The organism is Ignavibacteriales bacterium (genome assembly GCA_020635255.1).
Classification (GTDB): Bacteria; Bacteroidota; Ignavibacteria; order Tepidaquicellales; family Tepidaquicellaceae; genus JAEYVS01.
In genome coordinates this window covers 176,595-198,268 of the sequence record JACKAC010000003.1, presented here as the reverse complement: position 1 = coordinate 198,268, position 21,674 = coordinate 176,595, and the positions used below count along the sequence as shown (strand labels likewise).

The following is a 21,674-nucleotide window of genomic DNA, read 5'->3' as shown; positions in this document are numbered from 1 at the left end:
ATTTTGTTGAGACGAGACGGATGATCTTACTCAAGTGATCAGGCAGGGATCTTTTTCGACGCAACGCCTTCAGGTATATTGATCATATATATCTCTTCGCCTACAGAGTATATGCCGGTGTTTTTTAATCCGCATTTTTCACAGACACGTATTCCCGGTTTGTTTCCCGGTTCTACCTTTATCTTCAGTGCCCTGCAGTTCTTATATTTCTTATGCACCATCTCTATCGCTTGTTTTACTGCCTTTGTACCGTAGCCATTATTCTGGTATTCCTTATCGACCAAAAACCCCTCTATCCAGTAATTTTGACTGCTGTATGGATCGCATTTTATTACAAAAAATCCAACAGTAATATCGCCGGCGAGAATTGCATAAGGAGTTATCCTCATATCATCCGGTTTGACGTAGGCTTTTGATAGTGAAACGGAAACAGGTAACACAAAATGCTGTTGCTTTGGGTAGATCGAAAGCTGTATTACACTCTCCCAATTACTCTTCGAGACTGGTTTTAATATAACGTTGCTCTGCATTATCCCTTACTTTTTGCAAATGGTAATTCACTAGGTTAAATTTAAAATAATTTCCTACCAATTCATAAAAAAATTCGGTCATATCATAGAAATCCGTAAAGGGGAGGATGAGATTCGAAATTTCGCTATTAGCTTTCTTTTTTCAGAGAGCTCCACCAGACCCACCATATGAATACCGGCTGGAATAAAAGGCGTACCCACAGATACCATGTCCCGATACCAAATGCCACCTCCGTAAGGATCCCGTTTACCGCGGCATTTATATTCGCCGGAAATACGGCTAACAGAAGTAAGATGAGTCCCCATGCGGAGAATTTCCGGAATTTGGGTATCTGGAGCCCGATAGCGCCAAGTATTTCAAAAATTCCGCTAAGGTATATCATTTCCTTTGTGGCGGGGATAAAGTCAGGTGTGATAGCCAGAAATGCTTCGGTGTTTGTGAAATGGCTTATACCGGTGAGTATAAACATCACTGAAGCCGCAACCCTTCCTTTGAACTTGCTGTCGGAAAGCTTGTCCTTAAAAGCAAAAAAACCAATTAGCGTCAATATGAGGTAAATTACTACTAATCCAATGAAAAATGCCATTTTTATTTGGTTTTTTTACTAAAAAGTGCTTTTTCTGCTTCATCCCAGGAGGGCTTGCCGGTTGTAACCCAGTTTGTTGTCTCAAAATCACTCGAGTACCAGCGGGTTTCTTTCATTACTTCCTTATGAACACCGTTCAGTACAAATGCCATCATAGCTTCCTTAGATTCCCAGGAGGTGAGCGTCCAAAAGGTTAGGTAACCTTTGTAACGTGCGGTATAGGATATGTTTCCCTCTGAGATACCGGCCTGTTTCATAATTTTAGGAACTACCCGAAAGAATTTAAATAATTTTAATGGATTTTTTAACTTAATTCGTGTAACGGAAGCGATCATGATTTCCAAGTTAGATTAAACACTACAAATTTACTGAACACTGTTCATAATATCAAGCGGTATTTATTACCACTCTTATAACCTCCTAATTTACCATTACTATACATTCGGAATCACTTGACTTATTTTACTTATAATGATTATCTTTGGGACGAGGGCTTACAATTAAGCAAACCAAAAAAATGAGAATACTTTCCATATCTACCGCATTAATAGTTCTGATCATTATACCCTTGTCCTCTTATTCACAGTTTACGCAACAGCAGAAAACACTTGATGGAAATAACATTTCCGCATTTATAATTAACACGGGTATATTAGATCAAGACATCTCACAGCAAAACCATCCCGGATTTGAATGGCCAAAAGGTTCTGGAAAATTTGCAATATTCACGGGAGGGTTAACCATCGCGGCGAAGGTCAACGGGCAGATCCGGATGGCTGCCGCGTCTTACAACGGCGAATACCGGCCGGGGTATATTAATAATGGTGCTCCGTTTACTGACAGCAGGTTTCATATTTTCAAAATTAAACGAGGCGATACTACTTTCACAAACCCTGATTACGCGGAATGGGGAAACATGGTACCGTATGGAGCTCCGTATATAGATGTAAATAATAACGGGCTATTCGAGCTCGGCATAGATAGACCCGGCATAAAGGATGCTTCACAAACGGTATTTATTTGTCTTACAGATGGATTCACGGAGAGCCATATGTCCAAAGAAGGACTTGGAGGAGGCACAGAACCTTTGCTCGCTGAAGTTCATTTCACAGCTTGGTGTTACGATAACTCCGGACTCGAAGATGTTCAGTTTTTAAAATGGGAAGTTATAAATAAATCTACATCACTATGGGAAGGTTCAATGTTTACTTTGTTCTATGATACCGATCTGGGTGACGCGAATGACGATTTTATTGGGTGTGATACTCTTCTGGATTTAGCGTTTACGTATAACTCCGATAATTTTGATAGCGGATATTATGGAGGATATGGAGCGAATCCACCGGCAGTAGGATTCGGTATATTATCCTCTCCACTAAATCTATCAACCAATTCTGATTATGGTTTGGTTACCTCAACAACATTTACGATTTTCGGAAATTCACCTGTGTGCCAGTTTCCACCATCTAATCCACAGGGCGCATACAATATTATGAAAGGAATAAAAGTTGACGGATCGCCCTGGAAAAATCCTCTGAACTACGCAAAGACCGTTTACTTATATTCTGGAGATCCGGAGACAGGAGCCGGCTGGAACGAAGATGACGGATCTTTAGTAAATTGCGGCGGAGATTCCGGGTACACTATTCCCCGTGCGCCGGGAGATAGGAAAATGGTTCTATCCACCTCGGACTCCTTGTTTAACCTTCCTTCCGGACAATCTGTTACAATTGTCGCTTCACAACAGATCGCCAGGGGGAACAATAATTTAAACTCCGTCTCAAAATTAAAGCAGTTAACAAATACCGTCCGCAACTTCTGGCAGACGATCGGCATTAATCCTATTTCATCTGAGGTTCCAACTGAATTCCGTCTGCACCAAAACTACCCTAACCCGTTCAATCCATCGACAAAGATTAGGTTCGATGTGCCGGGGAATAAAGAATTCGTAAAACTGATAATCTACGACATATCGGGAAGGGAGGTAGCAAAACTGGTAAATCAGGAGCTCACGCCGGGAGTATATGAATACGATTTTAACGGTACAAACTTATCCAGCGGGATGTATATTTATAAACTGGAAGCAGGAAACTATTCCGAAACAAAAAAAATGGTTCTGATAAAATGAGAAAAAAAATATTTATTCTTACTGTATTAATTACAATATTTCCGGGGGTTATGTTCTCCCAAGTCACCCAGGAACAAAAATTGATGGATGCGAACAGGATAAAAACTCCTTTCATAAATACCAGCATTTTTAACCAGGATATATCCTCCAATAATTCGCCCGGGTTTGAGTGGCCGAAAGGAAATGTAAATGGCGCACATCTTATATTTACAACAGGGTTAACAATAACTGCAAATTTAAACGGAACACTATTGATGGCTGCATCCTCGTATAAGGGCGAATGTCAACCGGGTTATATTTTAAATGGAGTACCAATGACGGATTCCCGTTTTCACGTTTACAAGATATACTGGATAGACAATGGTAATACTAACCCAGATTATGCAAACTGGGGTGACATGGTTCCATATGGAGCACCCTTTACGGATATAAATACAAATGGGATATTTGACCCGGGAATAGATAAACCAGGGGTAACAGGATCGCAAGAGACTATATTCATATGCATGACTGATGGGTTCCCCGGAAGCCATACTGCTTCTGAAGGTTTTGGAGGAGGAACCGCTCCTTTAATGGCTGAAATGCATCTTACAGCCTGGAGCTACACTTCTAGCGGGCTGGAGGATGTTAATTTTATTAAATGGGAAATAATTAATAAGTCTGGATCAAATTGGAATGGAGCTATATTTTCTATAGTATCCGATTACGATGTGGGTGATGCTGTTGATGATTGGGTTGGATGTGATACTTCACTCGAGATGAGTTATGGATATAACGGAGACAACGATGACGGAGGAGGGGGTCCCGGAACGTATGGCTCAAATCCACCCGCAGTCGGAATCAGTTTCCTGAAAACACCTAAGAACAATATAGGGCAGGAATTTGGATTAACTTCCTTTGTTAGATATGGGAGCAGCACCGTAATTACATGCGAAGGTTTTCCAAATACTCCGACTGATGCATACAATTATATGAAAGGTTTAAAAAGAGACGGTACTCAATGGCTGAATCCTGAGCACAATCCCCCAACCCCAACAAGGTATATTTTTTCCGGTGACCCTGAAACATCCACTGGTTGGACGGAGAATAAAGGAGTGATCAGGAATTGCAATGGAATATTTTCAGATACAATTGTAAGTAGTAACCCAGGCGATCGAAGGATATGTATGAGCACAGGTGATTCTTTATTTAGTGTTGGCAGTAATCAAGCAATAACAATTGTTGCTTCCCAATTTGCGGAACACGGGAGTAATTACCTTAATTCTGTAACAAAACTAAAACAGTTAGCTGGTACAGTCCGTAACTTCTGGCAGACGATCGGCATTACTCCTATTTCATCTGAGGTTCCAATTGAATTCCGACTGCACCAGAATTATCCTAACCCGTTCAATCCCTCGACAAAGATAAGGTTCGACGTGCCGGGGAATAAGGAATTCGTGAAGCTGATAATCTATGACATATCTGGCAGAGAGGTAGCAAAGCTTGTTAATCAGGAGCTCGCGCCGGGAGTGTACGAATATGATTTTGACGGTACAAACTTATCCAGCGGGATGTATATTTATAAACTGGAAGCAGGAAACTATTCCGAAACAAAAAAAATGGTTCTGATAAAGTGAGGAAGTTAAACTTAATAATTAATTAAATCGAACTATGAAAACTCTATCACTAAGTTTATCTTTATTCTATTCAATATTACTTTCGAGTATTTTAAATGCACAGATTGTACAAGAATACGTAAATCTTGATGGAAACAATATTAGATCCTTTTTTATAAATACGGGTATTCTGGATCAAAATATTACACAAAATAATGCGCCCGGATATGAATGGCCAAAGGGTATGGGTACACATGCAATATTTACCGCTGGGCTTACAATTGCAGCTAAAATCAATGGACAGCTAAGAATGGCTGCAGCATCTTATGAAGGTGAGTATGCACCAGGTTATTCAGACAATGGTCAGGCTTTTACAAATTCAAACTTTAAACTTTATAGAGTAAGGTTTGGAGACAATCAATTCACTAATCCTGATTATGCAAACTGGGGAATGATGGTACCCTATGGAGCGCCATACGTAGATGTAAATAATAATGGGATATACGAAGCGGCAATAGATACTCCCGGAGTCAGAGGGGCAATCCAGACAATTTTCTTATGTATGACTGATGGGTTTGCCAGTCAACATAATAGTGGGGAGGGTTTTGGGGGTGGAACAGCTCCATTATATGCTGAGGTACATATGACAGCTTGGTGTTACAATACTATGGGACTAGAAGATGTACAGTTTGTCAAATGGGATGTAATAAATAAATCCGGATCAACATGGAATGGAACCATACTCTCATTAGTAACCGATCCGGATTTAGGTAGCGCAACTGATGATTGGATAGGATGTGATACTTCTTCAAATTTAGGATATTGTTATAATAGTGATAACACTGATGGGAACGGAGAGCCGGGAACATACGGAGCAAGTCCGCCAGCAGTTGGTATAACATTTCTAAAAACACCAACAAATTCGTCCAACAAAGAATTTGGTTTATCATCTTTTACATTTTTTAACAATTTTTCTACCCCGGGAGCCGGATGTGAAAACGGGGCAGATTCACCGATACAAGCTTACAACTATATGAAGGGCTTGAAAAGCGATGGTACAAAATGGGTAAACCCTTTAAGTATGACAACAACCAAATACTGCTATACTGGGAATCCTGAGACTGGAGTAGGGTGGACAGAATCAGATGGAAAAATAGGCAACTGTGGAGGCGATACAACCGGTTCAGTTGTACAAAGCCCAGGCGGCGATAGAAGGATGGTTATGAGTATTGCCGATTCTTTATATAACCTTTCTGCAGGACAACAAGTTACAATAGCCGTATCACAGCAAATAGCCAGGGGAAGTAACAATTTAAATTCTGTAATAAAACTGAAACTACTTGAAAATACCATCCGTAGCTTCTGGCAAACGATCGGTATAAGTCCCATCTCGACCGAAGTGCCGGAGACATTCCGTCTGCATCAAAATTACCCGAACCCGTTCAATCCCTCGACAAAGATAAGATTCGACGTGCCGGGAAATAAAGAGTTCGTGAAGCTGATAATCTACGACATATCGGGAAGGGAGGTAGCAAAGCTTGTTAATCAGGAGCTCGCGCCGGGAGTGTATGAGTATGACTTTAATAGTGGAACCCTGTCCAGCGGAATGTATTTTTATAAGCTGGAAGCAGGAAATTATTCCGAAATAAAAAAAATGGTTCTGGTAAAGTGAGGAAGCTTTTAATTTTAATATTGATATGCTTTATACCGGTTTCTGTGCACTCTCAATTCGTAATGAATCAACGAATATTCGATGGAAATAATATATCCACATATATAATTAATACCGGTTCCTTTGACCGGGACTTAAGTATTAATAATAAGCCCGGCTTTCAATGGCCAAACGGCAGCGGGAAGTTTGCAATATTTACGACAGGTCTCACTATTGCTGCGAAAGTAAACGGAAGCCTTTTAATGGCGTCTTCATCATATACAGGGGAATATAGACCGGGTTTTATATCAAATGGTGCCCCGATTACGGACAGCAGGTTTCATATTTTCAGAATTGTGAGAGGTGATACTACTTTTACTAATACTGATTACGCGGAGTGGGGAAATATGGTACCGTATGGCGCGCCTTTTGTGGATGTAAATAATAACGGACTTTTCGAGCTAGGCATAGATATGCCCGGCGTAAAAGATGCTTCTCAAACGATTTTCTTGTGTATGACAGATGGATTCCCGGAGAGCCATACCGCTTCGGAAGGTTTTGGAGGGGGAACAGATCCTCTAATGGCTCAGGCACACTTCACGGCATGGTGTTATGATAATATGGGGTTAGAGGATGTCCAGTTCAGAAAGTGGGAGATCATTAATAAATCAGGATCAACGTGGAATGGAACAATATTTACATTATTCTGCGATGGTGATCTTGGTGAAGCTACAGATGATTTTTTAGGCTGCGACACACTGCTAGATTTAGGGTTTGTATATAATTCGGACAATATGGACGGAACAGGTTTGGGAAATTCGTACGGACTTAACCCGCCTGCAGTCGGCATTTGTTTTTTAAGCACCCCAAAAAATTCGGGGGGAGTTGAATTTGGTTTAACGGGTTTCATACCTCAAGAGGAAATTCAGGCGGGTCCGGTATGCCAGCAGTTTCCCTATAACCCTGAGGAAGCTTACAGGTATATGAAAGGATTTAAAAGGGATTATACGCCATGGATCAATGCAGTGAACATGATGAGAACAAAACATGCTTTTTCAGGAGATCCCGAAACAGGTTTAGGATGGACAGAAGATGATGGAAGCATTTGGAATTGCGGTGGAGATACGACAGGAACACATTTTCCCGCTAATCCCAGCGACAAACGTTTTATTATGAATACATCCGATTCAACTTTATCTGTTACAAACGGTCAAAAAATTGAAATAGTCACCGCTTTTATGATGGCTAGAGGTTCGAATAATTTAAACTCCGTTACAAAACTAAAGCAGTTAACAAATACCGTCCGTAACTTCTGGCAGACGATCGGCATTACGCCAATCTCTTCCGAAGTACCGGAAACATTCCGTCTGCATCAAAACTACCCGAACCCGTTCAATCCCTCGACAAAGATCAGGTTCGACGTGCCGGGAAATAAAGAGTTCGTGAAGCTGATAATCTACGACATATCGGGCAGGGAGGTGGCAAAGCTGGTAAATCAGGAGCTCGCGCCGGGTGTGTACGAGTACGAATTTAACGGGGAAGGTCTATCGTCGGGAATTTATTTTTACACGCTAAATGCCGGGGAGTTCGCCGAGACAAAGAAGATGGTTCTGGTAAAGTAGTTATTCCTTATTTTTCCTTTTCATTTCCTTCATTATCTCTCCGGACTGTTCGTCTTCTCTTTCAGAGAGTCCTTTATACACACCTTCGCGGTCGTCTTCATTTTTATTCTGGCTAAGTTTGTACTTAGCCTGTATCTCGTTCACCGTAATTTCAAACCCAATAACGCCGTTCATCAGCTTACGCACATAGTCATCCGGATAGGAAGTAATATCATGTCCGCCTTCGCCCTCGTTCACTTTTACCAGGTCGGAGAGGGATTTGTGGAGTTCCTCATCATCGATAAGCCGCAGAGTGCCGTATGCGTGTACGGACATGAAGTTCCACGTCGGTACACTCGTATTCTTATACCAGGTAGATGAAATATATGTGTGAGGCCCGGGGAAAATAACCAGCACCTTCGCGCCGTCTGTAAGCGATTCCTTCTGCGTGTTGGCTCTTGCAATGTGAGCGCGGAGAATGAGCTCGCCGTCACGCTTCTCTATCATAAAAGGAATGTGTGTTCCAATTGGAATACCTTCCTGCACGGAGACAATAATTCCAAAGCTGTTCGCTTTAATGAAATTCTCGATCTCCTGCTCGTCTTCTTCCCTGAAATGTTTCGGTATGTACATTATTTTATTTCATCCTTTGCTGTTTTAGCCATCTTTACTAATTGCCAGTACGGTGGCGTATAGCCCTCTTTCTTTTTAAATTCATCCGAAAGCTCGTCCAGACGGCTTTTGATCTGCTTGAATCTTTTCTCGAAGTTACTTACCCTTAGCGCTGCCTCCGGTGACATTCCCTCGGGTATCGGACCTTCCTTATCGAACATGTTCAGCACGAGGCTGTACAGCTTGAGCATCCTCGCAAAAGGAAGCAGATACCAATCATACTCCAATCGTTCGTTTTTCTTCGTTGCGTCCTCCAGCATCACGTCGAGTACAGCATCATCCTTATGGCGTTCGTAGAGTGCTTCAGGATTACGGAGCTCAGCCACCACTGTAAGCTGCGGATCGTATTCCAGGTCGGACGGCTCGTGCGTCTCGAAGTTCCTCACCCCCACTGAGTAAAGCCAGTCGGCAACACCCTTAGAAGATATAGTGGATATTCCCGACCATAGCTCTACGCCGTACTGCTTATAGTACGCGTACGCGACCTCCGAGCAAAACAGTTTTGACGGGTCACTGAAATTCATCTCGAAATCATAGGGTATATGCCCCGTGGTGACATTCGTGTATGCCATCAGCGCCGCCTCGTGCGGAAGCATCGGGTTGGCTTTAAACTCCGGGACGTCACCGCGCGGACGCAGTATCATTACGCGGTATTTTTTATCGGCGAGATATTCCTCGAGTGTAGAGACTGCCGCCCCGATCTCGATATGAGACTCGACCGTATATATCTTACCCGTATTTTCATCCACGTAAACAAGCGCAACGTGAGAGAAACTGCCCGGGAAGTCATTACCACGCGCTATCAATGCCGAGACCGGCGCACCTCCTCTCGAGACAAGTATGTCACCGCTGTGAAGACGCAGATCGCCGTACCTGCCAGAGGGTGTCCACGATATTTCATCCGAGCCCCGTATAAGTACGGGAATCTTTTCCTTCGGCGCCTGGAGCATCACCTCCTCCAGCGCCATTCTGCCCCCGTACAAGAGCCTGTACATTCTAAAACGCGTGTCACGGTCGTTCATATCCCAGTGCTGTGAATTGCGTTTCACTGCCAGCCTTACGAGGTTGCTCTTCGCGGCGAACTTCATTATCTGATCCGGGCAGACCGCTACCATCGACGCGAGGTCGAATAGCTTGTATTCAAGTGTATCCCAAACCGGAGCGCCCGGAGTCTGATCTTTCCTGCCGATCCTTATTAATAGAGAGTCCAGCTCAGTAAACGCGCTGTCGATCGCCGGGCCTAACACCTCACAGCCCTTTTCGCGGTTCGCTGCGAACTTACCTTCCAGCTCATCCCAGAGCGCGTCCTTATTCCACTCGAAGGGCTTCTTTGTGGACGGCTTAAATTCACCCGCATCGGGGAATGGAATGAGCAATACCAGGTATAGCCCGATGATGATAATTAATGGAATAAATATTAATTTAGACGCTCTGGAGCGGAATAAAGGCATTTGATTCGATTTGAAGTAAAATAATCAAATCATAATATAGTTTAAATGCCACCGGGTTGGTTTTAGACTTTTTTATCCATCCATATTACCGTGCCCTCAAAGAATTTAGCAGAATTGAAGAGCATTTTAGAATTGTTATTTTTAGGATCTCTTTGAGCGGCAATGTAAACATATTTTTTTCTTTTGGCAAAGTTCTCCAGGTATTCCAGCATTGCCTTGCCGTAACCTATCCCACGGTATTCTTCTTTTACGAATATTTCATTTATCCAGATGTATCTACCCCCGCTCTGAACTCCGAGGCAGACATTAAAGAAACAAACCCCGGCAGGTTTTTTATCACCGGTGTACAATAAAAAGATAAATGCCGAAGAACCCTTCTTCAAAGAGGCTTCAACAACACTCTTCACGTCTTTGCGGGTTTTTCTCTCTCCAAGAAATTCCATCTGTAGAAGAAGTAAGCTGATGGCATCGTTGATTTCTTTAGGTAAACTATTCCCGGTTATTTTTTTGATCCTTACCAGTTTGCCAGACCTTCCATATCATAATCCCATTCCCTGAGATCGAAACCATTCTCGGCAACAGACTTTAAATTGAGAAGGAAAAATGACCAGCACACATAGCAGTTAATGTGAGCGAGTTCCGGCATCGGGTTATCCGGGTTGCTTATCTGCGAAAGGTTAAAGAATACCCTTCCGTCGAGCTCGGATAGTTTGATATTGAATTCAGCGGTACCGCCGAATGTGAAATTTATGAAATCCTTCCCGTTGGCATCGAGCACTTCACCCGACAGGGAAAGATCCTTATAAACCCAGTTGAAAGTATACTTATCGCCTTTTTGTGCAGGCTCGTCACCGGGGCGGGTGTGCCCATCGGGCGCCGTGTATATTGCTTCACCGATGAACCATTTCGAAATACCATCTGATGTACCGGCGTATTTGTACGCCTCTTCCATGGAAATGTCAATCAGGATACCCCGCTCAAACTGCGTGAGTGAAAATTTGTGCTCGTTCATAATGTAGATTTTGTTTTGGTTATGTGAGCCAGATGGTGGTCATCGTGCTCAGCGACAAAAAAGGCAAGGTCAATTACACGCATCTTTGTATTCAAGCGGGGGTGAATAGCAAATGCGAGAACCTCGTCCTCGGTTAGTTTATCTAGATTATCGACAAGCTCCTGCCGTGCCGTCCTGAATTGCACAAGGAGTTCGTCTATACTGCGTGAATTGTGATCTGCTTCGTGAGTTTTTTTGTTTGTCATATCTGCAGGAACTATCTCCGGTTTATCGGAGAGCAATCCTTTCAGGCGGACGCTCCATAGGTCCTCCAGGTCATAAAGATGCCCGGCCTCTTCCTTTATGGACCATTTACTGCCGGGTTTTGCGGATAATCGCTCTTCGGAAAGACCTTTCAAGGATTCTTCGAGACGCGCAGGCGTACCTCTTAAACGTTCTACGATATCGGGAAACAGCCCTTCATGCAGGTCATTGAAATTAAACTTTCTTTCTATCCAGGGAATTTGTTCGACCATCAATCAAACACCGCCCCTTCCTCCCAGATATGGAAGTTCATTCCGTAAGGGTCGGAGATCATCACGTTCTTATCGCTGTATTCGTGTGTTACTTTGCACCCTTCCTTTTCGAGAAGCTCGCGAGCCTCTTTCACATTATCCACTTTGAATTCAAAAAAGGTCTGACCGGGTGTACCCTCCGCGAAATAAAAATTCATCGAACCGGCTGTAAATTGAAGGTCGCCGTTCTTATCCTCCACGAAGTTCATCCCCAGCACATTTTTATAAAACTCGCCGGCTTTGTCGCGGTCTTTTACATTTAATGCAATGTTAGGACTGTACTCGAATTTCATTTGATTAATTTTTAATTAGAGATCACGTATGTAATAATTATCACAGCTGTAATGCCCCGTACACCCGACCGGACCATTGATCGGGTCGAAACCGTATTTCATATATAGTCCTCTCGCCTGTGGCATTCTTTCGAGTGTTTCCAGGTAACACCTCTTGTAACCAATTTTACGTGCCGCATCAAGGCAGAGATTCAACAACTTTTCACCAAGACCTATTCCGCGTATCTCCGGAACGAAGTACATTTTCTTTAATTCACAGACATCCTCCGCTTCCGGCAGAATGCCTACACCTGCTCCGCCCAGTACCTCCTTACCACGGGTGATCACGAAATACGCCGACTTGTCGTTATTATAAGCATCGAACATGTTCGCTACCTCAGCATCCTTGATCGAATAGCCCTCACCGACCGCGCCAAACTCCGTCATCACATCGATGATTATCTTCTCCATGAATTTATTGTCGCTCTTCCTGATCGGGCGTACCTGATATTCCGCCTGCCTGCGCATTTTATTCAGCGCCTTTGAATACGACTGTATACCTTTCAATACAATGTCCCTCTCCTCCTCTTTGAGAATAGAGAGCGCTTCGGTAACCTGCACGTTGGCTTCGTAATTGAGACGTGAGGCTTCGCTTTTTCCTTTTTGCGTGAGAACGAGGGGCTTCTGACGGTTATCGGTCCTGTTCTTTTCCGTTTTGAGCAGTCCTTTTTTCATCATCGAATTTACCGTCTTGCTTACGATAGACTTATCCGTGTTCAGAAGTTCTGCCAGCTCCTTTATCGTCATCATTCCATATTGATCTAGCTCTATCAGAATGTGGCATTCAGTATAAGAGTATCCGGTGGACTTATAGACGCCTTTCGTTACGTCCAGCTCGCGTACGAGCTTCCTTAATGACAGCCTTAGATTTTTGACCAGGGGTTCCATAGGGTTAGCTTTGTTGATTATTATAACCATTTAGTTGAAATATTCAACTAAATATATGATATAAGAATCAATCTGTCAATATTATATTTTAGTTCTTTGCCGGTGAATATCTTAAGAGGATGGAATCGAGAACCGCGCCGATAGCCGTTCCTATCAGGTAGCATAGTATATCGCTCCATAAAAACCCGTATCCCAGCACTAATCCGCCTATAAATGTATCGCGGATGCTGTCTATCCAGGGGGCGTGGTATATCTGGCTAAATTCTATTAGGAATGAAAAGAAGAATGTGACCACCGATATAAGCGGGATCTTTTCGGAAGGAAATAATACCGCGAATATTAGGTACACGTTCACTGCCCATAGCACGTCGCCCACATATTCATAAACGAAATAAGGAAAGCCCATGATCTTTCTCGAGGCAAGACCGAGGGCTATTACTATAACTATTGAAATGATGTATAAAAGACGGCGTCTTTTGGTCGGGAGCTTACTCATTCACTGGTGTCCACTTTATCGAGTCACTCTCTAGATAAAATTTTAATCCTTTCATGTTCTGAGTAATGTCGATGTTGAAATTACCGCTTGCAACGTTGAACGCCTGTCCGGGTGTCGGGTTCGTCCTGTTCACAAAGAGAGTAATGAGGTTTTTCCCGTCGAGTGTCCTTACTTTCAGCTCGTTCTTCTTACCCACGTCGTTAGAGCTGTAAAAATAAAGCGAGTCGCCGGTAAAGAATGTGTTCACGTCCACCGTAACAAAATTATTCCCTGCATAGAGGCTTTCGTCCAGCTGAAATGTTATTTCCCTTCTTTGCTTTTCCAGTGAAGCGTATGCAACCATTAGTATTCCGTTTACAATGTCATCGAACTGCATCTGGTTTTCTTGTTTGATCCTCGTATCCGCTGAGACGTACTTCTGTATCGTGTTTCCTCCCCACTTCACATTCAGATCATACACCGGTTTCTTCGATTCCTCAGGCAGATTCTGTATAGGGATTTTAAACGTATCTATCCGTGAGAGGTCGTTTGTCTGGAGCAGGCTGAAAAGCTTTGTCATCTCTTCCCGGCTCACATCAATATCGACTTTCTTTGTTTCGCCGTTTACCATAAATACCGCATAAGAGGTATCCAGCGATAAATGAAAATCTTTGCCCGACATTGCGTCGTTAAATTCTACCACAATGTCCTCCGGCATTGTAGAGGGCAGGTAAACTTTATCGGAGGAGGTTTCGCATCCCGTTTGAAGGAATACTAAAAGTAAAAGTATGGCTGAAATTCGTAACATTAGATTTAATTTATTTGCATGTTGATCGGGTCCCATTTGATCTCGTCACCTGCGTAATAAAAGCGGGCTCCGATCATTAAGGGATCGATAGTAATGGGGATTTGTTTTGTTGCTTTGCGTTCTACCCTGCCGTTAGCCGGGTTCTTTTCGTTGAGAATTAGGTAAAACATGTTTGTTCCGTCGAGCACCGTCAGCAATATACTGTCCCTGCGCCCTTCCTTTCCGCTGTTATACGTATAGTCCGTGTTTAAATTAAATTCCAGGTCTCTCCCTTCACCGATTAGAGTAGTGTCCAGCTCTATCTTAAAATTCCTTTTCAAAAGTTCGAGGAAATCATCGACCATTTTATTTATCGCGGTACTTATTTCACCGTACGTTTTCTTGGAAGACTCATCCACGTATGTTGTGCCTGTGTTGGACTTGGTTATAGACTCCCCGCCATACGAAACCGTAATTGACGATCCGCCCCTGTCATATACTTCATCTTCGGTATGAGTACCTATATTGGAAAACTTCTTATCCCTCAAGATCTTGTAGATATTATCTATATCCGCCTTATTGTATTTCAGGTAAACTTTGTTTTCAGTACCGTTATTACGGAATATCACATAGTTGCTGTCTTTGGAGAGGAATATCGTCTTTCCCATGTCCACCATACCGCCGTCTTCTTTATACACGATCGTAAGGTCTTCCGGGCGTTGTTCCGGCATGTCATTTGTCGAACAGCCTGAGACCAGCGCCGTCAATAATACTGCGAATAAATATTTTTTCATTTCACTTTTTTAATTCCAGATTCCGAGAATAATTCCCGACACGGTCAGCCCCAGTATATGATAACCCGACGTTATCAGCACCAGCTTAACCGGTCTGCCGTCATATATCGAATTTATTCCGCATGAAGTCAGTACGAACCCTATCCCCGCGACCGCGCCGACAAATGCCCCCGGCAACAGTGCGTTAGCATTCGTAAGCACAATAAAAATACCGAGCACGTATACGGTGATGAATATAGCTATGAATGTTGCGATGAAATTTGATGGTGAGGATTGGAAATCCTCTTCCTTTTTACCCAGGGCGTTCATCCAGGGTTTTGCGAAAAGTACCGGGGAGTACCACGCCGCTCCCAGCATAAAATAAGCCACGGACGACACGAGAACAGCGAGCAGATTTACCTGCGCGAATATAGTTTCCATATAAAAACTTTTTTATAAAGTTATATATTCTCGCCGAAAAATAATATAAAATTATATGGTTACTTCCAGTATATCTTCTCCCCATCACGGTACACACTGATGGATTTCGTGTCCTTATCTATTGTGAGAATGCCCTGCCCCTGCGCGAATATCTTACTGCCGGGCTCGGTGCTGAGGTCCTTATTGAGCATTGTTACGTACATGTAGTGTTCACCCGGATACAGCCGCACGGTAACGCTCTTTTGCCAGCCGTCTCTCGCGCTCATGTATGTAAATGACGACCCAACGTTAAAATTCACTATCTTGTTTTCGTCCATCACGCTGTCGTCTATATCAAGTGTTACGTCTATCGACGCGCGGTCCAGTTCATTCGATACTATCTCCCGTATTTCATTCTCCACTGCCGCGAACTCATCCCGCCAGCTTTCCTGGATAAATGTCATCCCCGCATCCGATTTCTCGTAAGACGAGCCGTCCGCCCTGTAGCTTATGGTCGTTCCGCCCCTGTCATATACTCTTTCTTCGTATGTCTCTATCTCGTGGAACTGGTTCTCGATTATGATGTTGTACAGTTTCTTCAGCTGGCTCATGCTCACCTTAAAATATATTTTCGTTTTCGCGTCCTGGTCCCATATCTCCGCGTAAGAACTGTCCTTCGATAGAAAATATGTCTCCCCCGCGCGCACCATGCCTCCGCCGTCGTGAAGCGTCACGCGAAAGTCCTTTGGTACATTATCCGTGTTGCAGGCATTCGAGCATTTCGCTCCAACCAATCCGAATAAAAGCGTTGAAAGAATGATTACGGTTTTCATAATGAATTTTAGTTTATTTTAAACTTTAAAGAATCGCTTTCAATAAAAAAAGTGATTGAGTCTGTTTCGTCTGTAATGTCAAAATAAAATCTGTTTTCATATTTTAATTGCTCCATTGGGTCTGCTTTCCAATCCAAAACCAAAAACTCTCCCATACCTTTATTTATTCCCTTATTTACTTTAACTACATATTGAGAATTATCTTCATTATTATTCGAGAAACCATAAAAATTAAATCTCAGCGAATTAAAATATCTAGTATCAAGAACACTTTTATCAATTATTATTTTCATATCTTTATCAAATATCACAGCCTTCTCAATTAAAAATTCATACATTCTTCCAACAATTGAGTTGTATCCGGGATACTCGTCATTATCTACGTATGTTCCATCCCCGGAAATTACATAATTTGCTTTTCCATTATATCTTGCCATTATTTCGGTAGGACCATCCCCGCAAATAATAATATTAACCAATTCTTTATATTTAGTTTCCAAAAAATTGTTTTTAAGAAGTAGATCATATATATATCCTATTTCATCGTTAGAAATTTCTATATACTTTTTTTCATTCCCATATTTATATCCATACTCGATATATGACCTGTACTTAGTAAATACTGCTCTCAGATCTTCATACCTTGTCCCAAACAACATTTTTTGAGGGGCTGTGTATTCCACAAAAAAATCATCCGGTACCCCCTGTGAATAAAGAGGGAGACTAAAAACCAAAAAAGACAATATTGAAAGCAAGTATTTCAAACCAAATTATTGTTATTATTTCTACTTTGACAGGCGGTAAAAGTTCAAATAAAAAACCCCGCTCGAGGCGGGGTTGATCTTATCCAACTTAATTCATTGGAACTTCAATAATTAATATCTCCGTATCCGGTTCGAGAACTTTAATATTTATCTTATCCGTATCATAAATTCCCATCGCGTCCCTTCTGCTCAGGTCGTCGCCTTCCACGTTCACCTTTCCTTCCACCACCATAATATACGCGCCGTTTCCTTTCGTACGGATATCGTAATCGATCTCCTTACCTGCATCGAACTTGCCCATCGACAAATACGCGTCTTGGTTTATCCACATCGCGTCCTTCGAATCTTTGTCGGAAGTCACCAGCATCTGCAGTTTGTTCTCCTTGCCGGCGGGATCGAACGACATCTGGTCATACCTCGGCTCGATATTCTTCTCGCGCGGGAATATCCATATCTGGAACAGTTCCACACTCTCGTCCTGCGACGGATTGAATTCCGAATGCATAACGCCCTTGCCCGCGGACATCACCTGTATCTCGTTCTCCTTAATTACACCGTCCGAGCCCATGCTGTCGCGGTGTTTTAACTGCCCGTTCAGTATGATCGTGATTATCTCCATATTGTCGTGAGGATGCATGCCGAAGCCCTGGTCCGGCGCGACGGTATCGTCATTCAGCACCCTTAATACACCAAATCTTACTCTTTCGGGATTATGCCAGCTGGCGAAGCTGAAGCTGTGATACGTATCCAGCCACCCGTGGCTCACATGACCCCGCGAATCTGCTCTGTGTAGTACTTTTTGCATGTGGTTTTTGATTAAAATGGTTTGTATACAAATATAAACAAAATTTGGGTGTTGGAAAGTTTCCTAAACCTCCATTGGTTTTCTTTCAAAGAAACCAATCATTCTATTTATAATTTCAGATATCATGAGTAATTCATTTCCAACCCATAACTCTAAAATCCTTCTAGCAGAAATTTCTACAATTTTACCACCAGATGGAATTGTCGCCATTGAATCCCAGTTAGGGAAACTTAAACTTTGAAACCATTTAAGAGTACTTTGTCTCTCTTCAATAAAATTTTCTATAGACTCAGATAATTTTCTTTGATTATATTTCCTTTTCTTTACCCACTTGAATGGATTAACTGGGAAAAAAACCTCTTTATCCTTTTCCAAAACCTTTTTTAATTTCTTTTTAAAATCTTCCTTTTCTGTGTCGATTAACAAATTTATTATCTCTAAAATTGAAAGTTTATCTTCGGATGGTTTGTATGTTATCAATTCTGGAGGAATGTTATTAACTAATCCTAAAATTACATTAGTATTGGCCATTAATCTGTCTATCAAATATATCCCATGCTTTAGGGAAATCTTTGAAAAATTATTCCACTCTATATCCTTATCATTTTCAAGAGTTGAAACCAACTTGCGAGCAAAACTATTATAAAACTTACTTTCTTTATTGCAATATATTTTAAACATAGTGGGAAAGAATACTCCTTGTTGAGCAAGTTTATATAATAATTCCCATCTAAAAACTACAGCAATAATTCTTTCTGTATTTCTAAAAAAATCTTCCATTGCACTATCTACTATATTTTTAATATCTGGATTGCTAACCCATTTTTCCGGAATTTTTAAAAAGATTAAAGCGGGTTTACCTTTAGGCAATTGAGCTTTTGAGTTTTTTAAAGGGTTTAATATTGATCCTTTCTCAAGTGAAGCTGATTCAATTTTATTCTTCACCTCACATAGAATATTTTCCCCGCTTTCATTTATTATCTCTATGTCATAATCACAACCTTTTAATCCCGATGGAGGTATGAATTTAAATTTTATATTATTTCTAAATAGTTGCCCACCCGATTCAAGTTCAGCAAACAAAGATTCTACTTTACCTGATTTAATTTCTTCTAAGGTTTTTCCAAATCCTTCAACAGATTGTAAATTGAAGATATGTTCAGCTAATCTTGTTGCTTTAAGTTCATGTCTATATTTATCCTCAAGAATCTTTGCATCTGTTTTAAAAAAACTTCTTCCCGTTCTGTTTCTTTTTGATACATCTTTATGCATTTCAAACAAGTTCTGGTTTACCCATTCATTTCCTAAATAATACCTGAGTAGTTCACTTGCTAATCCGAAATTGATAAATTCCTGAGATTTTTCTGATGGGTAAGGAACTAAACCAACTTTAATAATATTGATTAAATCTGCATATGTTAGAACTCTATCACTCATAATACTCCCTCAGCCTCGCCGCCACTTTCTTTCCGGCGGACTTTTCCAGCATCGAGTAGTTCGTCTTCAGGACTTCCTTTATGTTCTCTACGGAGCCGAACTCTATCAGAAGTTTGTTCGCGGTCTTCGCGCCGATGCCCTCTATCTCCGTTAGCTCCGTCGTTATCGTGCGCTTTTCCCTTAGCGATCTGTGGTAAGTGATTGCGAACCTGTGTGCCTCATCCCTTATCCGCTGTAACAACCTCAGCCCGCTTGACGTGTGCGGAATGGACTGCGGGTCGCTGTCTCCCGGCAGGTAAACCTCCTCCAGCCGTTTCGCCAGCCCGATTATGTTCTGGCCCGTGATGCCCAGGTCGTCAAGGACCTTCACCGCTGAGCTCAGCTGTCCCTTACCGCCGTCTATTATTATCAGGTCGGGCATTTCAAGCGCTTCGTCTTTGTCGGCTTTTTGGTCGGGGTTCTCCGCCGTTTCGAAATCCGCTTCCACGACTTTTTTATATCGCCTGTGTATCACCTCACGCATCGAAAGAAAATCATCCGGTCGCCCCACGACCCCCTCTACACCGCGGAGTTTGAACTTCCTGTAACCCGTCTTCTTGGGACCCGCGTTTTCGAATACCACCATCGATGCAACGGTATCCGTACCCTGTATGTGCGAAATATCGAAACACTCTATCCTCCGCGGGAGCTTCGTCAGGCGCAGGTCGCGCTTCAGCGCTTCCAGCGACGGCGGGATGAATTCCTTCTTCATCTTCGCCAGTATCAGTTCCTTCAGCAGGAACATCGCGTTGCTCTTCACCATATTGACCGACTTCGCTTTATCGCCTATCTTCGGCACTGTTATATCCACCTTCGATCCCCTGCGTTCGTCCAGCCACTTCTTCAGCGTGTCCATGTCCTCCAGCTCCGTCTCCAGGAATATCTCCTCCGGGATAAAGTCCGCCTTTGAATAATATGTCGTTACAAAATTTTCCAGTATCTCCGCGTCGCTTTTTTCTATTACGTTGCTCAGATAAAAATGCGACTTACCCACGACCTTCCCGTCGCGTATCTTCAGCACCATACCGCACCCCGTATTGTCTTCACGCGCCACGGCGAATACGTCCCGGTCCACTATCTCCTCATCCACCATCTTCTGCCGTTCCGAATAAACCTCTATCGCGTCTATCTTATCGCGTATCTGCGCCGCTTTCTCGAATTTCATATCTTCCGAGTAAGCATTCATTTTATTCTCGAGCTCCTTTACCAGCGTGTGCGTCTTTCCCTGCAGGAGCTTGGCGACCTCGTCTATCATCTCGTTATAATCAGCCCTCGATACCAGAGCTTCGCATGGTCCTTCGCATTTCTTTATGTGGTAATCCAGGCACACTTTGAACTTCCCCGCCGCGATGCTCTCGTCGGTGAGATTCAGACTGCACGAGCGTATCATAAAAATATCACGCACCGCCTTCAGCGCGAACCGCATCGTCTTTACGTCAGTGTATGGTCCGAAGTAACGCGAGCCGTCCGACCGTTTCTTTCTCGTCGGGAATATGCGCGGGTATGGTTCGTTTGTTATTACTATGTACGGGTATGACTTATCATCTTTGAAGTTAACGTTGTACTTCGGTTTCAGTTTTTGTATCAGCGTGATCTCTAGCAGGAGCGCTTCGACTTCCGAATCCGTCGTGATGATCTCTATGTCGGCGGTCTTTCCTATCATCAGTTCCAGGCGCGCCGATCCCGCTCCGCTCCTCGTATTGGATACGGCTCTCGATTGGAAATAAGATCTCACACGGTTTCTGAGCACCTTTGCCTTGCCCACATATAATACCCTTCCGTTGGCGTCCTTGAATTGATAGACACCCGGAGACGCGGGAAGATTTTCAAGTTTGGATTTCAGATCGGGAGAAAGTGCTATTTCCGGCTGGATTTCACTATTTTTGTCGGTATCTGCCATTCTCTATTAATATAACAAATATGGACAGGAATTTATTCCCTAATGCTTTTTCTGTGTGTATTCGATGAGAACCCCGCCGGTGGATTTCGGGTGAAGGAAAGCGATCAGCATATCGTCCGCGCCGGTGCGGGGAGTTTCGTTTATCAGCTCGATACCGCTGTTCTTTGCGTCGGAAAGAGACTTCACGATGTCGTCCACTTCGAATGAACAGTGGTGAACACCTTCTCCGCGTTTTTCGATGAACTTCGATATCGGTGAATCCGGTGCAGTACCCTCGAGCAGTTCGATGTCCATGTTGTCCAGGTGGAGTTTGCGCACGTTCACCTTTTGCTCTTCAACATGTTCGACCTCCGATGCCTCTACCCCGAATATCTTCTCGTAGTTCGGCACCGATTCATCGAGTGACTTTACCGCTATGCCTATGTGAGCAAGTTTCATAA

Annotated in this window: 24 protein-coding genes; 4 read left to right on the top strand and 20 right to left on the bottom strand. The window is 42.8% G+C overall.

Annotation, left to right across the window (positions count from 1 at the left end; all coding sequences use genetic code 11):
- Positions 1 to 38: 38 nt before the first annotated feature.
- From H6614_13430 to H6614_13420, 3 genes are all read right to left on the bottom strand, one after another.
- Positions 39 to 530 carry a GNAT family N-acetyltransferase gene (locus tag H6614_13430; GenBank protein ID MCB9244672.1) on the bottom strand — a complete coding sequence of 164 codons (492 nt, stop codon included), beginning with the start codon at positions 528 to 530 and terminating at the stop codon, positions 39 to 41.
- 128 nt (positions 531 to 658) lie between these two features.
- Entirely contained in the window at positions 659 to 1,117 is a 459-nt protein-coding gene (locus H6614_13425) for a DoxX family membrane protein (protein MCB9244671.1), read from the bottom strand.
- Between the two features lie 2 nt (positions 1,118 to 1,119).
- Positions 1,120 to 1,374: a DUF3291 domain-containing protein gene (locus tag H6614_13420; protein MCB9244670.1), complete on the bottom strand. Its 255-nt coding sequence runs from the start codon at positions 1,372 to 1,374 to the stop codon at positions 1,120 to 1,122.
- Positions 1,375 to 1,634: 260 nt separating this feature from the next.
- Here H6614_13420 and H6614_13415 point away from each other — a divergent pair, with 260 nt between their 5' ends.
- The 4 genes from H6614_13415 (at position 1,635) to H6614_13400 (ending at position 8,113) form a co-directional block, all read left to right on the top strand.
- Entirely contained in the window at positions 1,635 to 3,245 is a 1,611-nt protein-coding gene (locus H6614_13415; protein MCB9244669.1) for a T9SS type A sorting domain-containing protein, read from the top strand.
- Positions 3,246 to 3,295: 50 nt separating this feature from the next.
- Entirely contained in the window at positions 3,296 to 4,861 is a 1,566-nt protein-coding gene (locus tag H6614_13410) for a T9SS type A sorting domain-containing protein (GenBank protein ID MCB9244668.1), read from the top strand.
- 34 nt (positions 4,862 to 4,895) lie between these two features.
- Positions 4,896 to 6,512 (top strand): T9SS type A sorting domain-containing protein, encoded by a 1,617-nt coding sequence (locus H6614_13405; GenBank protein ID MCB9244667.1) that lies wholly within the window; start codon positions 4,896 to 4,898, stop codon positions 6,510 to 6,512.
- A gap of 62 nt (positions 6,513 to 6,574) precedes the next feature.
- Positions 6,575 to 8,113, top strand: a complete 1,539-nt coding sequence (locus tag H6614_13400; protein ID MCB9244666.1) for a T9SS type A sorting domain-containing protein — start codon at positions 6,575 to 6,577, stop codon at positions 8,111 to 8,113.
- Here H6614_13400 and H6614_13395 read toward each other — a convergent pair whose 3' ends face one another.
- The 17 genes from H6614_13395 to mce form a co-directional block, all read right to left on the bottom strand.
- Positions 8,114 to 8,725 carry an FMN-binding negative transcriptional regulator gene (locus tag H6614_13395; protein ID MCB9244665.1) on the bottom strand — a complete coding sequence of 204 codons (612 nt, stop codon included), beginning with the start codon at positions 8,723 to 8,725 and terminating at the stop codon, positions 8,114 to 8,116.
- Positions 8,725 to 10,215, bottom strand: coding sequence for a hypothetical protein (locus tag H6614_13390; GenBank protein ID MCB9244664.1), 1,491 nt, complete (start codon positions 10,213 to 10,215; stop codon positions 8,725 to 8,727). Before H6614_13390 ends, H6614_13395 begins: the two co-directional genes overlap by 1 nt.
- A 62-nt stretch (positions 10,216 to 10,277) precedes the next feature.
- The gene (locus H6614_13385; GenBank protein MCB9244663.1) at positions 10,278 to 10,658 is read right to left on the bottom strand and encodes a GNAT family N-acetyltransferase; all 381 of its coding nucleotides are present in this window, start codon (positions 10,656 to 10,658) and stop codon (positions 10,278 to 10,280) included.
- Positions 10,659 to 10,729: 71 nt separating this feature from the next.
- The gene (locus tag H6614_13380) at positions 10,730 to 11,227 is read right to left on the bottom strand and encodes a hypothetical protein (GenBank protein ID MCB9244662.1); all 498 of its coding nucleotides are present in this window, start codon (positions 11,225 to 11,227) and stop codon (positions 10,730 to 10,732) included.
- Positions 11,224 to 11,742 carry a DinB family protein gene (locus H6614_13375; GenBank protein MCB9244661.1) on the bottom strand — a complete coding sequence of 173 codons (519 nt, stop codon included), beginning with the start codon at positions 11,740 to 11,742 and terminating at the stop codon, positions 11,224 to 11,226. Before H6614_13375 ends, H6614_13380 begins: the two co-directional genes overlap by 4 nt.
- Positions 11,742 to 12,074, bottom strand: a complete 333-nt coding sequence (locus H6614_13370) for a VOC family protein (GenBank protein ID MCB9244660.1) — start codon at positions 12,072 to 12,074, stop codon at positions 11,742 to 11,744. The genes H6614_13375 and H6614_13370 overlap by 1 nt, the downstream gene beginning before the upstream one ends.
- Before the next feature lie 15 nt (positions 12,075 to 12,089).
- On the bottom strand, positions 12,090 to 13,031 hold the full coding sequence (locus H6614_13365) for a bifunctional helix-turn-helix transcriptional regulator/GNAT family N-acetyltransferase (protein ID MCB9244659.1): 942 nt from the start codon (positions 13,029 to 13,031) through the stop codon (positions 12,090 to 12,092).
- A 58-nt stretch (positions 13,032 to 13,089) separates the two neighbouring features.
- Positions 13,090 to 13,497: a DUF2809 domain-containing protein gene (locus H6614_13360; protein ID MCB9244658.1), complete on the bottom strand. Its 408-nt coding sequence runs from the start codon at positions 13,495 to 13,497 to the stop codon at positions 13,090 to 13,092.
- The gene (locus H6614_13355; protein MCB9244657.1) at positions 13,490 to 14,284 is read right to left on the bottom strand and encodes a hypothetical protein; all 795 of its coding nucleotides are present in this window, start codon (positions 14,282 to 14,284) and stop codon (positions 13,490 to 13,492) included. The genes H6614_13360 and H6614_13355 overlap by 8 nt, the downstream gene beginning before the upstream one ends.
- A gap of 5 nt (positions 14,285 to 14,289) precedes the next feature.
- Positions 14,290 to 15,057, bottom strand: coding sequence for a membrane lipoprotein lipid attachment site-containing protein (locus tag H6614_13350; GenBank protein MCB9244656.1), 768 nt, complete (start codon positions 15,055 to 15,057; stop codon positions 14,290 to 14,292).
- A 9-nt stretch (positions 15,058 to 15,066) separates the two neighbouring features.
- Positions 15,067 to 15,477 carry a DUF1761 domain-containing protein gene (locus H6614_13345; protein MCB9244655.1) on the bottom strand — a complete coding sequence of 137 codons (411 nt, stop codon included), beginning with the start codon at positions 15,475 to 15,477 and terminating at the stop codon, positions 15,067 to 15,069.
- A gap of 59 nt (positions 15,478 to 15,536) precedes the next feature.
- Positions 15,537 to 16,289, bottom strand: a complete 753-nt coding sequence (locus tag H6614_13340; GenBank protein ID MCB9244654.1) for a hypothetical protein — start codon at positions 16,287 to 16,289, stop codon at positions 15,537 to 15,539.
- Positions 16,290 to 16,297: 8 nt separating this feature from the next.
- Entirely contained in the window at positions 16,298 to 16,972 is a 675-nt protein-coding gene (locus H6614_13335) for a hypothetical protein (GenBank protein MCB9244653.1), read from the bottom strand.
- Between the two features lie 169 nt (positions 16,973 to 17,141).
- Positions 17,142 to 17,858, bottom strand: a complete 717-nt coding sequence (locus H6614_13330) for a pirin family protein (GenBank protein ID MCB9244652.1) — start codon at positions 17,856 to 17,858, stop codon at positions 17,142 to 17,144.
- Between the two features lie 63 nt (positions 17,859 to 17,921).
- On the bottom strand, positions 17,922 to 19,295 hold the full coding sequence (locus H6614_13325) for a hypothetical protein (protein MCB9244651.1): 1,374 nt from the start codon (positions 19,293 to 19,295) through the stop codon (positions 17,922 to 17,924).
- The gene (locus tag H6614_13320; GenBank protein MCB9244650.1) at positions 19,288 to 21,234 is read right to left on the bottom strand and encodes an excinuclease ABC subunit C; all 1,947 of its coding nucleotides are present in this window, start codon (positions 21,232 to 21,234) and stop codon (positions 19,288 to 19,290) included. Before H6614_13320 ends, H6614_13325 begins: the two co-directional genes overlap by 8 nt.
- A 39-nt stretch (positions 21,235 to 21,273) precedes the next feature.
- Entirely contained in the window at positions 21,274 to 21,672 is a 399-nt protein-coding gene (gene mce / locus H6614_13315; GenBank protein ID MCB9244649.1) for a methylmalonyl-CoA epimerase, read from the bottom strand.
- Between the last annotated feature and the right edge of the window lie 2 nt (positions 21,673 to 21,674).